Genomic DNA, 11,036 nt, shown 5'->3' with positions numbered 1-11,036 from the left:
CGACTGCCTGGCCGACCACTTCGACGTCGACCACTGCACCTTCCAGCTCGAACCCGCCGGCCACCAGGCCCACGAGTTCCTCCCGCACGCATAGAGCGAGTTCCTCCCGCGCGCGTGGAGCGCAGACCCGCGTCTCGCGGCCCGCCGGCGAGGGAGCGCTCGCTCCTGCGGGCTGACTAGCCCTGATGCTGGACGGGCTGCCGCAGCTCGGCCAGCGCCGTGCGCCGAGCCCTGTACGTGACCTCGTCGATCTCGCCAGCAGCGAAGAGCCGGTCGAGCATCTCTTCCGGCTGCTCAGCCACACGCTGGCCGCTTTCCCCCCTTCAGCGGGCTACCGCCGCCGCCCGCATGAACAAGTCGGGCTGCGGCCACAGCCGCTAGCACCAGCAGCACGACCGCCGTCACCAGCACCACGACCAGCCACGGCGACCACGCGGAGCCGTACCCACCCATCATGCGGCCGCCCCAGTGATCCTCCTGTGATCGTCGTAGCCCGGCATCGCAGACCCCTTCCCGTCGCGGTGACCACCCACAACCACCACGGCGATGACCGGGGATCTCAGTAACAACGGCCTGGTGTTCACGACTCGGTGAATCGCCGGCGTGTCCGGAAACCGTCCGGTTCGCCGGCGGGAGAGGCGACCGCAGCCAACTCGAGTGGACCTCCCGGAGGGCAGCCTCACTGACGGCCCAGAGAACTGGGGAAGGATCATGGTGTCCGGCAAACCGCGTCAGGCTCCCCACCATGTCGGAGCGTTCTCCAGAGCGCTCGCGCCCGGATTCGCGCCGAGGCCGTTCCTTCTACACTATGTAGAAGGAACGGCCTCGACTACATCCGGAGGGTCAGTTGATCGTTTCATCCGAGTTGGCGATGCCGTTGCTTGCACGGCCAGCAGTCGACTTGCCGGCAGGCTTATTGCCGGCGCGGCAGCAGATGGCGTTGTCGTTGGGCTGGCATATCGTGCTGGCGTGTTTCGGGGTGGCGTTCCCGGCGATGATCTTCGTGGTGCATCGGCGTGGCTTGCGGCGTGCTGATCCGGTGGCGTTGGGGTTGGCGCGGCGTTGGTCGAAGGTCGCCGCGGTGCTGTTCGCGGTGGGTGCGGTGTCCGGGACGGTGCTCAGTTTCGAGATGGGTCTGTTGTGGCCGGGTCTGATGGGCCGGTTCGGTGACGTGCTGGGGTTGCCGTTCGCGTTCGAGGGGCTGTCGTTCTTCGTCGAGGCGATCTTCTTGGGGATCTACCTGTACGGGTGGGACCGGTTGCCGCCGCGGCTGCACCTGGCGGCCCTGGTGCCGATGGCGGCGGCCGGGGTGGTGGGGACGTTCTGCGTGGTCAGTGTGAACGCGTGGATGAACAACCCGACCGGGTTCAGGATCGTCGACGGCGTGGTCACCGATGTCGACCCGTGGGCGGCGATGTTCAACGACGGGGTGTGGCTGCAGTTCGCGCACATGTGGGTGGCGGCGTTCATGGTGGTCGGGTTCCTGGTCTCCGGGGTGTACGCGGCGGGGATGCTGCGGGGCCGCCGGGACGCCCACCACCGGCTCGGGTTCGGTGTGCCGTTCACGTTCGCGACGGTTGCCGCGCTGGCCCAGCCGCTGGTCGGCCACCTGCTCGGGCTGCGCCTGGCGGTGACCCAGCCCGCCAAGCTGGCCGCGTTCGAACTCGCGCTGACCACCGAGGAGCGCGCCCCGCTGCGGCTGGGCGGTGTGCTCGTCGACGGCCAGGTCCGGTGGGCGCTGACCATCCCCCGGCTGGGCTCGATCATCGCCCGGAACTCGCTGACGGCGCCGGTGCCCGGCCTGGACGCCGTCCCGCCCGATCAGCGGCCGCCGGTGAACCTGACCCATCTGGCGTTCCAGGGCATGGTCGGGATCGGCACCCTGCTCGCGCTGGTCGCGGTCGTGTACTGGCTGGCCCGGCGTCTCGGCCGGGATCTGCTGTCCCGGCGCTGGTTCCTGGCCGTCGCGGTGGCCGCGGGACCGCTGGCCGTGCTGGCTCTGGAGGCCGGCTGGGTGGCCACCGAGGTCGGCCGCCAGCCGTGGACGGTCTGGCAGGTGCTGCGCACCCAGGACGCCGCCGGGCCGGGGTCGTGGTTGTGGTGGAGTTACGCCGCCGCGTTCATGGTGTACGCGGGGCTGAGCGTCGGGGCGTTCGTGGTGCTGCGGTCGATGGCCCGCCGGTGGCGGGCCGGGCAGGAGCACCTGCCCAGTCCGTACGACCCGGCCGACCCGGCCGACCCGGCCGAGGCGGCCGAGGCGGCCGAGTCGGTCGGCCGGTGAGCGTCCCGGTGAGTGTCAGATGAGTGTTCAGGTGGCGGTCGCGGTGGCGATGTTTATCGGAGTGGTCGCCTACGCGGTGTTGGGTGGTGCGGATTTCGGGTCCGGGTTCTGGGATCTGACCGCCGGCGACGCCCACCGCGGGGCGGCGGTGCGCACCCTGGTCGACCACAGCATCGGCCCGGTCTGGGAGGCCAACCACGTCTGGCTGATCTACGTGATGGTGTTCTGGTGGACGGCGTTCCCGCGCCCGTTCGCCGCGGTGATGACCACCCTGTACCTGCCGATCGTGCTCGCCCTGCTCGGGATCGTCCTGCGCGGGGCGGGGTTCGCGTTCCGCAAGTACGCCGGCTCGCTGCGGCAGGCGCAGTTGTTCGGGGTCGTGTTCGCCGCCTCCTCGCTGATCGCGCCGTTCTTCCTCGGGGTCGTCGCCGGGGCGGTCGCCTCCGGGCGGGTGCCCGCGGCCGGGTACGGGCCGCCGCTGGCGTCCTGGGCCCATCCCACGCCGCTGCTCGCCGGGGTCCTCGCGGTCGCCCTCTGTTCCTTCCTGGCCGGCGTCTTCCTGACCGCCGACGCCGCCCGGGCCGGCGACCAGGCGTTGAGCGAGCGGCTGCGCACCGGGTCCCTGGCAGTTGCGTTCGGCGCCGGCGCGGTCGTGCTGCTCGCGCTCGTCCCGGTCTCCCGGGACGCTCCCACCCTCACCGACGGGCTCACCGGCCGCGCCGCGCCGCTGGTCCTGCTGTCCACGGGCGCCGGGCTGGGCACCGTGTGGGCGCTGCTGCGGCGCCACCACACCCTGGCCCGCGGCGCCGCCGTCGTCGCGGTGGTCGCGGTCGTGACCGGTTGGGGCGTCGCGCAGTACCCCTGGCTCCTGGTCGACGAGGTGACCATCGCCGCCGGCGCCGGCGCACCGCGGACCCTGGCCGCGCTGCTCGTCGTGGTCGCCGTCGCCGCGGTGCTCGTGCTCCCCCCGCTGCTGTACCTGTTCGCGCTGACCCAACGGCAGGCCGCCCGAGCGAGCCACTGAGCGTCCTCCCGGTACCGTCGGTAGCGGTTCACCGTGTGGGTCGCGGCCGGGCCATCGAGAAGGGAGCAGGGTGAGCGTGGTGGAACGTCGACACCTGGAACGCGCGGTGATGGCCGCGCTGTGGGACAGCCGGGACGCGCTGACCGCCCAGGACCTGGTGGGACGGGTCGGCGATCCCGCGCCGGCGGTCACCACGGTGCTGACCGTGCTGGCCCGGCTGCGACGCAAGGGGCTGGTCGGTCGCACCCGGATCGGCCGCCGCGACGCCTACGCCCCGACCCTGGCCCGAGAGCAGGTCGCTGCCGCGGCGATGCTGTCCGCCCTCGACGACACCCGGGACCGCGCCCTGGCGCTGTCCCGGTTCGTCGACGAGGTCCCCCCGGACGACGTCGAGGCCCTGCGGCGGGCCCTGTCCCGCCGCAGGACCCCCGGGCAGCGCTGACCAGGTGACGACCCTGGCCGGCTACGGCGAGGCCCTCGCCCTGACGGGTCTGGCCGCCGCCCTGCTGGGCCCGCTGCCTCCCCTGCTGGCCCGGGCCCGCTGGACGGCGCGAAGCCCACGGACCGCCCTGACCGTGTGGAACGTCACGGCGGTGGGGGCGGCGGCCGCCACCACCACCGCGGTGCTGTCCGCCGCCGCCGTCCCCACCGGGCTCCCGCCGCTCACCCTCCTCACCGAGACCGCGGCCCACGGGCTACCGGTGCTGGCGACCCTGCCGCCCCCGCACCGCGCCCTCCTCGGCGCCGGCCTGTTGCTCGGCCTGGTCCAGGCCGGGGTGCTCGCCGTCGGTGCAGCGAACCGCTCGGCGCGCCGCCGGGCGCACGTCGCCCTGCTCGACCTCGTCGCGGACCGGGACCCCGAACAGGACTGCCTCGTCCTGGCCAACGACACCGCCTTCGCCTACAGCGTCCCCGGACAGCGACGACACCCCGGCGTCGTGGTGATCTCCACAGCCTGCCGCGACCTGACCGACCCCCGCCAGCTCCACGCCGTCCTCGCCCACGAGCGGGCCCACCTGAGCGGCCACCACCACCTGCTGCTCCAACCGATCCGCGCCTGGCGCAGCGGCCTGCCGCTGCTGCCAGGCCCGCGGACCGCCCTCGAAGCAGCCACCACCCTCGCGGAGATCCTCGCCGACGACGCCGCCGCCCGGGCCACCTCCCGGCAATGCGTGGCGGCAGCGATCCACCAGCTCGGCGGCGGCGCCGACACCGCGTGGGACCCGGCGCCCGACTCCCTGGTCCGCCTCCGGCGCCTACTGGGAAGCCCGCGCCCCCTCGACCCGCGCGCCGAACTCCTGATCCGCGTGACCTGCGTCGTCGTCCTCCTGGCACCTGTGCTCGCGCTGTCCACGGGTGCCTGACCGCTGCGCCCGTCCGGCGCGGCGCCCGCCCCGACGTGGACCGGTCAGGCGGCGAGCTCGGCGAGCACGTAGATGGCCAGGAAGCCGAGGAAGAACATCGCGACCAGCAGCGGGGTCTCGGTCTCCTCGTGGGCCTCGACGAGCAGTTCCTCGACAGCGAGGTAGAGCAACGCGGCGGCGCCGAACGCCAGGACGGCGGCCAGGACCGGCCTGCCGGCGCCGCCGAGGACGGCGGCACCGCCGATCGCGCCGACGGCGGTCAGCAGGCCCAGGCCGCTGCTGATCAGCGCGGCCCGGGCCGCCGGCTGGCCGGACTCGGTCAGCTCGGCCGTCACGGACAACCCGAGGAAGAGGATCTCGATGGTCAGCGCGATGGTCAGGATCAACCCCTGGGTGGACCCGAGCGTGACTCCGAGCCCCACCAGCAGCCCGTCGAGCACCAGGTCGATCCCGACAGTGATCAGCAGCCCCACCGGCAGCGCCGCCGATCGCGCTGCCGATCGCTTCGTCGAGCCCGGCATCCTGGGCCCGGGCGGGGTCGGACCTTCTGCCGGCGTCCCGGGCAAGGCGTCGCGTCGTCGTTCGTAGGCTCCTAGGGACAGCACGACGCCGACCCCGGCGACGAACCCGGCGACCGCCCAGGGCAGCCTGCCCTCCTGGCGCAGCTCGGGCAGCACCTCCCCGACCAGGGCTGCCATCACCACGCCGGCGGCGAAGTGCTGGATCCCGCTGACCGTCCGTGGTCCTGGACGGCGTAGTACCGCGACGACCGACCCGACCGCGGCCGCCGTGACCGGGAAGATGACCAGCACGGCGGCCTGGGCCACGACGCTCACGAGATGCCCCGATCTCTGATCTGGTCGTAGGGTTCGACAGGTTTCGACAATTCGGTGTCGCGCCTTGGCTCGATGCGCCGGGATCGTGACTGCTGCGCGGGATGATGTCGGCGTCCGGTCCGGATCAGCTGGGTCACCCGACGGTGCCGCTCTGGTGCCCGAGGTGGGCGCGGACGACGTCGAGGAGCAGCCGGACGTGGCTGTCGGCCAGCCGGTAGCGGACCATCCGCCCGTCCCGGCGGTTGGTGACCACCCCGGCAGTGCGCAGCAGCCGCAGGGCGTGGGACAGCGCCGACGGGGACATCTCGACCATCTCGGCGAGATCGCAGACACACATCTCACCGGCCTCCAGCAGGGCGAACAGCACCCGCACCCGGCTCGGGTCGGACAGCAGGCCCAGCACGTCCGCGATCCGGGACGCCTCGTCGGCGCCGACCAGCAGCGGGCGCGTCGCGGCGACCCGCCGCCGGTCGACCTCGGTCGCGGTGCACGCGTCCAGCCCGACCACGGCCTGGCGGTTCTCGGAACTCCTGAACATATGAGTAGGTTGTCATATCTGCAGGACTTGGTCGACGGGCGGACCGTCGACCCGAAGCCAGCGAAGGAGTTCAGATGCCGGCCGATCTGATCTGTCCCAAGTGCCGGGGCGCGATGCGCAACCACGAACGCAACCGGGTCACGATCGACCAGTGCGTCGAGTGCCGGGGATCTTCCTGGACCGCGGCGAGCTAGAGGCGTTGCTGGACGTCGAGTCGGCGTTCAACCAGCCGGCCGCACTCGTGCAGCAGTACCCGGGCCCGATGGCGGGCGGTTACGGCTATGAGGGCGGCCATCCCAAGCGGCGCTAGAGCTTCCTCGGAGAGCTCTTCGACTGACCGGACCCACCCGTGCCGTCTACCGTCGAGCCGCGAGCCGGAGAGCCGGGAGCCGGGACGACGGCCCGAACCCCACCCCGAAGAACGCGAGGGGACATGACATCAACCCCGGGCCGCCCGGAGGAGACGGCTCCTGGGACGCAGTCAGTCGAGTCAGGAAGGACGAGTGAGTGATTAACAAACCCTCGGCCAAGGCGGAGCGTGACGCCCGGGCGCAGAAGGTCCAGCAGTTGCGCCAGGCGCAGGCGGCACGGGACCGACGCCAACGGATCCTGCTGTGCGGGAGTGTGTCGGTGGTCGTGCTGGCCCTGATCGGTGGGACCACGCTGGTCCTGGTCCGGGAGACCGCCGGTCGCAGCCTGGCCGGGGTCAAGAGCAGCACTCAGGAGGCCGGCCACGTCACCACCGCGGTGACCTATCCGCAGACCCCCCCGGCGGGTGGCCAGCACGACCCGACCTGGCTCAACTGCGGGATCTACGACCAGCCGGTCCGCAACGAGAACGCCGTCCACGACCTCGAGCACGGCGCAGTCTGGATCACATACCGCCCGGACCTCCCGGCCACCGACATCGCCGCCTTGCGGCAGATCGCAGGCGGGCAGACCTACCTCGTCCTCTCCCCCTACCCCGAGCTGCCCGCGCCCGTCGTGGTCAGCGGCTGGGGTAAGCAGCTCCCGCTGACCGGGGCGAGCGACAAGCGACTACCGGAGTTCATCCGCACCTACCGGCAGGGCCCTAACGCGCCCGAGTCCGGGGCGTCCTGCACCGGCGGGACAGGGACCCCAACGTGATGACCGCGACCACCGACGCGCACACCGGGTCGCCGCGGCCGTGGGGGACACCCGACCGCCGGTTGTCCGCGCAGCAGGCCGTCGCCCTCACCCTGATCACACTGCTGGCCCTTCTGGCCGCCGGGTTGATCGGGTTCGCCATGGCCGGGCCGCGCCCGCCGGGCGACGACAGTGCCGAGGCCGGGTTCGCCCGCGACATGCAAGCCCACCACGACCAGGCCGTCCAGATGGCCATGATCATCCGGGACGACACGTCCGATCCGACCATCCGCACGCTGGCCTACGACATCGCCCTGGGCCAGCAGCAGCAGGCCGGGCAGATGTTCGGCTGGCTCACCCAGTGGGGCCTGCCGCAGACCGGCAGCCGCCCGCGGATGGCCTGGATGGCCTCCGATGCCACGGGGGCCATGAGTGGAATGGATGCCACAGGCACTGGCGGTTCGCCTACACACCGCGCCACAGCGCTGCTCCCGGATGGCAGGATGCCAGGGATGGCCACCCAGGCCGACATCGCCGCACTCGCGGCACTTAAGGGGCGGCCTGCGGAGATCATGTGGCTCCGTCTCATGGTCGCACACCACCGCGGCGGGGTCGCGATGGCCCAGGCCATTCTCGACCGGACCGACCGACCCGAGGTCCGAGCCCTGGCCCGGAACATCGTCAACGCCCAACTGGCCGAGATCACCCAGATGACCCGCTCGCTGCATGCACGGGGGGAGTCCGCACCGTGACATGACGCCCGTCGATCAAGCACATTTCCTCCGCGCGGGCGGCTCGCCACGGCGGGCCAAGACGTGGCCCGCCGGTCGGTTCAGATCAACCGTCGTCGACACTCACCGAGCGGCGCTACCAGAAGCCCCGACGCTTGGCCTTCCCCAGGTGAGTGCCAGCTCCATCTAGCCCTGGCTGCGAGCGTCATCCGAAGTACGCCTGGCGACGCGTGCCAGGCCCGGGCAGTCTGGGCGTTACCAGAGCAGACTATGAGTCGGCTTCGGGCCATCGCCGCACTGTGATGAGCGCCGCGGCAAGTAGGGCGATGGTGCCAGCCAGGATGAGCCACAAAGCGCGACCGCGGACGGCGCCGTCGCCACCGACGGCGCCGCTAGGGTTCGATCCAATTGCCGTCGCGGCGCTCGGGCGGGTCGTGGGCCCTGGCGCGTGGACCGTGGGCAGCACACCTTGCTCGAGCCGAACGACCGCCACAGGCGTGAGGGTCGGCAGTTCCGCAGCGTAGACCTCCTGTCCGACTTGGCGAGTAGCTACTTGCGTCCAGCGGGCGCCGTCCCATGTGGAGATGATGACGTTCTGGGTTGTCGACTGACTGGCGCGCAGGTTGATGATGACGGTGGCGTTCGGTGCGAGCGTCACGGGTTTGCCGTCCGCGATCGCTTTGAGCCGGTAGAGGTTGCTGACGAGGGCTCCGTTGGCAGGCCGGGCGGCAGGTGCTGCCTCGGGGGAAGCAGTGACCTCGATCGACGTCGCGCCCGCGGGGACGGTGAAAGCTCCGTCCCTGACGGCGAACGCGATCTGCGGGCCCTGCTCGCTGCTGAATGCACGTGAGCCGTCGCTCATGCCGTCAGTGACGCCGATCGTCACCGCGGCGGGTGTCGGTGCCCGTGGCGCACCCTCTAGCCCCGGGGGTGTCGTCACCCACCGGTACGGCTCGTCGGGGAAGCCGAGCCCGTCATACAGCGGTGGCGCGTGTGGCGGCCGGATAGTCACTGTCGCCCCGAGGGCGAGCACGGCGAATCCGAGCACGAACAGCGCCCGCCACTGGGGGGTTTGACGTACACCGGGACGCCCTCCGCCTGCATACCAGAGGCGTAGCGGGATCACCGCAGCCACCACCCGGCAAGGTCCGCGACGGTCTGCGCGATCGCCAGTGCACCCCAGCTCTTGCCGAGCATCGGCACCGCGCCCAGCAGCAGCCGTACCTCAAAGTCGAGGACGAGGACGCACCACCCGTACAGCGGCACGTGGAGCGGTCCGAACGTCTCCGTCGCTACCGCGAGCATGACCCAGTCGCCGCGCCGCGTCGAGGCAGTGTCCCGCAGACCATCGCAGCCCAACCGGCCATGGCAAGTATGGCCTCTTCGTCGACTGAGACGGCGGAAACCACGGGCGCCACTTTCACGAACGCGTCCGGCGACAGGGAGGCACACGAACGCCCTGATCAGCCCGGCGGCGAGCTTCTGCCGGCACCGGCCCCGTCTGAGCAGCTCACGGCGGCAAGCGAGCGTCGGGGAGCACGACAAGGGACCCGCGAAGACCGTGAGTGCACCGACGCTACGCACCTCTACATCACCGGCCACCGCGAGCCGCGCCGCCAGCGCGCCACTGAGTCCCGTCACGAGGGCAGCCGTCCTGGCTGCGGCTTGGCTGTGGGCCATCGGCCGGGCGGCCCGGCGGGTGCGGCAGACGACGCGGGACCGACTCTCATGAGAGCGATGCACCCTGGAACCACGTCAATCCTGCGGCCGTCGGTCGGGCGGTGCGGGGCTCTGCGGAGGCGCTGCTGTCCTGTACCAGGGGCTGGGCGAGGAGCCACAGGCTGAGCATTGTATACCCGACCATCGCGGCGAGCCACGGCCACTCCGAGCGACGGGCGAGCGCCGGAGCGGGGGCGCTGGTCGCGAGGTGTCGGTGGGCCAGCACCACGGCGAGAATATGGGCGCCGATGATGACGACGATCTGGAAGTACCAGATGAACGACGTCGGCAGCACTCCCGTCGCCACCGCGTAGTCGTCGTTGAACGGGTACGGCAGGTGAAGCGGCCAGCTCTCCAGTCCCACGGGGTTGCCGAGCAGCGGCAGCAGGAGCTGCCCGTTGATCGCGACGTACTGGAGGTAGTGTGCGAGCAGGTAGCCGTAGGCGATCGGCAGCAGCGAGGGGAGAAGACCGGTCAGGGCCGCGAGCCCACCGACAGACCGGCCGCCGGTCCTCGCCGCTACCACCGCGAAACCGCCGAAGACGAGCAACGTCGCCAGTGTGAGCGCCGCAAGCACCGATGTCGCAAGAACGTTGTGGCCACTTGTACCTGGTGCGAGGCCAGCCGGCAGTTCCGAGGTCATCGACCCCCACTGCGGGGTCGAAAGCAAGCCGTCGAAGGACACCGAGACCAGGAGCAGCACGACGCCGACGACCCGGCTCACCGACGCGTCGAAGGGGGCGTCGAGGCCTCCACCGAACCCTTGCCGTCCCGGTGCACCGAAGCGGAACCAGCCCAGCCGGCCCCAGGTCGAGAACACGACGGCAAACATCTCGCCGCGGGCGGCCCAGGCGTCCGAGCCGACGACGACGCCCGCGACCGCGCACGCAAGGGCGTACACGAGCAGGCCGACAGCGGTCACCCGCGGCAACGTCACAGTCGCGTTAACGACGAGCTCGCCGACCACGACTGTGAAGAACAGTGCCCCACTCATCCACCAGCCGAGCCGTCGCGGCCACGGCAGCGGCGCTGTCCTATCGAGGATCACGCGGCGCAGCGCGGGTGAGTCCGTAGCCCGGGCGATGGCGCCGAACGGGTTGAGCGGGCGAGTAAAGTCACCTATGAGGCCGACGGCCAGCGGCAGCCCTACCCAAACCACGAGCCAGAAGAACACCGGTAGCAGGTTCTCCGAGACCTCCTGGCTGCCCAGCAGGCCGGCCAGCAAGAGCAGCCCGAGGATCGGGACTGACGCCATGCCCGCACGCCACCCTGGGCGTACCGGGACTTCGGCATCGCCGCCCATTGTGGCTGCCGTCACGGTCACGCCACGCCGGTACACAAGCGCGAACGAGAGCAGGACGGGTCACGTCCCCTGGCGTGGTGGAGTTCGGGTGAGGTCGTGGGCCGCGTGTCGATCATGACGTGAGCGGCCATCG

The 11,036-nt window shown here is 71.4% G+C and carries 14 protein-coding genes; 8 read left to right on the top strand and 6 right to left on the bottom strand.

Annotation, left to right across the window (positions count from 1 at the left end; translation table 11 throughout):
- Positions 1 to 176: 176 nt before the first annotated feature.
- Entirely contained in the window at positions 177 to 302 is a 126-nt protein-coding gene (locus ECOMGDLI_RS36240) for a hypothetical protein (protein WP_255395962.1), read from the bottom strand.
- A gap of 569 nt (positions 303 to 871) precedes the next feature.
- Between ECOMGDLI_RS36240 and ECOMGDLI_RS00255 the strand changes: the two genes are divergently transcribed.
- The 4 genes from ECOMGDLI_RS00255 to ECOMGDLI_RS00240 all read left to right on the top strand — a co-directional run bounded on the left by ECOMGDLI_RS00255 (position 872) and on the right by ECOMGDLI_RS00240 (position 4,669).
- The gene (locus ECOMGDLI_RS00255) at positions 872 to 2,281 is read left to right on the top strand and encodes a cytochrome ubiquinol oxidase subunit I (protein ID WP_088312471.1); all 1,410 of its coding nucleotides are present in this window, start codon (positions 872 to 874) and stop codon (positions 2,279 to 2,281) included.
- 19 nt (positions 2,282 to 2,300) lie between these two features.
- Positions 2,301 to 3,305 (top strand): cytochrome d ubiquinol oxidase subunit II, encoded by a 1,005-nt coding sequence (locus tag ECOMGDLI_RS00250; RefSeq protein WP_088312468.1) that lies wholly within the window; start codon positions 2,301 to 2,303, stop codon positions 3,303 to 3,305.
- A gap of 79 nt (positions 3,306 to 3,384) precedes the next feature.
- Positions 3,385 to 3,747 (top strand): BlaI/MecI/CopY family transcriptional regulator, encoded by a 363-nt coding sequence (locus ECOMGDLI_RS00245; RefSeq protein ID WP_198954390.1) that lies wholly within the window; start codon positions 3,385 to 3,387, stop codon positions 3,745 to 3,747.
- Between the two features lie 4 nt (positions 3,748 to 3,751).
- Positions 3,752 to 4,669, top strand: coding sequence for a M48 family metalloprotease (locus ECOMGDLI_RS00240; protein ID WP_088312464.1), 918 nt, complete (start codon positions 3,752 to 3,754; stop codon positions 4,667 to 4,669).
- 44 nt (positions 4,670 to 4,713) lie between these two features.
- Here ECOMGDLI_RS00240 and ECOMGDLI_RS00235 read toward each other — a convergent pair whose 3' ends face one another.
- Together ECOMGDLI_RS00235 and ECOMGDLI_RS00230 are read right to left on the bottom strand one after the other, a co-directional pair.
- A complete protein-coding gene (locus ECOMGDLI_RS00235; protein ID WP_088312462.1) occupies positions 4,714 to 5,505 on the bottom strand; it encodes a ZIP family metal transporter in 792 nt (263 codons plus the stop codon).
- A gap of 133 nt (positions 5,506 to 5,638) precedes the next feature.
- Entirely contained in the window at positions 5,639 to 6,043 is a 405-nt protein-coding gene (locus ECOMGDLI_RS00230) for a helix-turn-helix transcriptional regulator (protein WP_088312460.1), read from the bottom strand.
- A gap of 74 nt (positions 6,044 to 6,117) precedes the next feature.
- Here ECOMGDLI_RS00230 and ECOMGDLI_RS36535 point away from each other — a divergent pair, with 74 nt between their 5' ends.
- The 4 genes from ECOMGDLI_RS36535 (at position 6,118) to ECOMGDLI_RS00215 (ending at position 7,902) form a co-directional block, all read left to right on the top strand.
- A complete protein-coding gene (locus ECOMGDLI_RS36535; protein ID WP_198954389.1) occupies positions 6,118 to 6,237 on the top strand; it encodes a zf-TFIIB domain-containing protein in 120 nt (39 codons plus the stop codon).
- Positions 6,195 to 6,353: a hypothetical protein gene (locus ECOMGDLI_RS00225; RefSeq protein WP_198954392.1), complete on the top strand. Its 159-nt coding sequence runs from the start codon at positions 6,195 to 6,197 to the stop codon at positions 6,351 to 6,353. Before ECOMGDLI_RS36535 ends, ECOMGDLI_RS00225 begins: the two co-directional genes overlap by 43 nt.
- Positions 6,354 to 6,550: 197 nt before the next feature.
- On the top strand, positions 6,551 to 7,171 hold the full coding sequence (locus ECOMGDLI_RS00220; protein ID WP_198954388.1) for a DUF3105 domain-containing protein: 621 nt from the start codon (positions 6,551 to 6,553) through the stop codon (positions 7,169 to 7,171).
- Positions 7,171 to 7,902 carry a DUF305 domain-containing protein gene (locus tag ECOMGDLI_RS00215; protein ID WP_198954387.1) on the top strand — a complete coding sequence of 244 codons (732 nt, stop codon included), beginning with the start codon at positions 7,171 to 7,173 and terminating at the stop codon, positions 7,900 to 7,902. The genes ECOMGDLI_RS00220 and ECOMGDLI_RS00215 overlap by 1 nt, the downstream gene beginning before the upstream one ends.
- Positions 7,903 to 8,149: 247 nt before the next feature.
- Here the strand turns inward: ECOMGDLI_RS00215 and ECOMGDLI_RS00210 are convergent, their stop codons facing one another.
- The 3 genes from ECOMGDLI_RS00210 to ECOMGDLI_RS00200 all read right to left on the bottom strand — a co-directional run bounded on the left by ECOMGDLI_RS00210 (position 8,150) and on the right by ECOMGDLI_RS00200 (position 10,924).
- Positions 8,150 to 8,767, bottom strand: a complete 618-nt coding sequence (locus ECOMGDLI_RS00210) for a hypothetical protein (RefSeq protein ID WP_088312458.1) — start codon at positions 8,765 to 8,767, stop codon at positions 8,150 to 8,152.
- A 236-nt stretch (positions 8,768 to 9,003) separates the two neighbouring features.
- Positions 9,004 to 9,186 carry a hypothetical protein gene (locus tag ECOMGDLI_RS00205; RefSeq protein ID WP_088312456.1) on the bottom strand — a complete coding sequence of 61 codons (183 nt, stop codon included), beginning with the start codon at positions 9,184 to 9,186 and terminating at the stop codon, positions 9,004 to 9,006.
- A 421-nt stretch (positions 9,187 to 9,607) separates the two neighbouring features.
- Positions 9,608 to 10,924 (bottom strand): hypothetical protein, encoded by a 1,317-nt coding sequence (locus ECOMGDLI_RS00200; RefSeq protein ID WP_143447376.1) that lies wholly within the window; start codon positions 10,922 to 10,924, stop codon positions 9,608 to 9,610.
- Positions 10,925 to 11,036: the final 112 nt, after the last annotated feature.

The organism is Kineosporia sp. R_H_3 (assembly GCF_002198675.1).
In the GTDB taxonomy this organism is placed as follows: Bacteria; Actinomycetota; Actinomycetes; order Actinomycetales; family Kineosporiaceae; genus R-H-3.
This window is presented reverse-complemented; position numbering and strand designations above follow the sequence as displayed.

Excerpts from the sequence above, each read along its gene's own strand:
- ECOMGDLI_RS00250 (WP_088312468.1), top strand. The coding sequence starts at position 2,301 with ATGAGTGTTCAGGTGGCGGTCGCGGTGGCGATGTTTATCGGAGTGGTC.
- ECOMGDLI_RS00215 (WP_198954387.1), top strand. The coding sequence starts at position 7,171 with ATGACCGCGACCACCGACGCGCACACCGGGTCGCCGCGGCCGTGGGGG.
- ECOMGDLI_RS36535 (WP_198954389.1), top strand. The coding sequence starts at position 6,118 with ATGCCGGCCGATCTGATCTGTCCCAAGTGCCGGGGCGCGATGCGCAAC.
- ECOMGDLI_RS00255 (WP_088312471.1), top strand. The coding sequence starts at position 872 with ATGCCGTTGCTTGCACGGCCAGCAGTCGACTTGCCGGCAGGCTTATTG.
- ECOMGDLI_RS00230 (WP_088312460.1), bottom strand. The coding sequence starts at position 6,043 with ATGTTCAGGAGTTCCGAGAACCGCCAGGCCGTGGTCGGGCTGGACGCG.
- ECOMGDLI_RS00205 (WP_088312456.1), bottom strand. The coding sequence starts at position 9,186 with ATGCTCGCGGTAGCGACGGAGACGTTCGGACCGCTCCACGTGCCGCTG.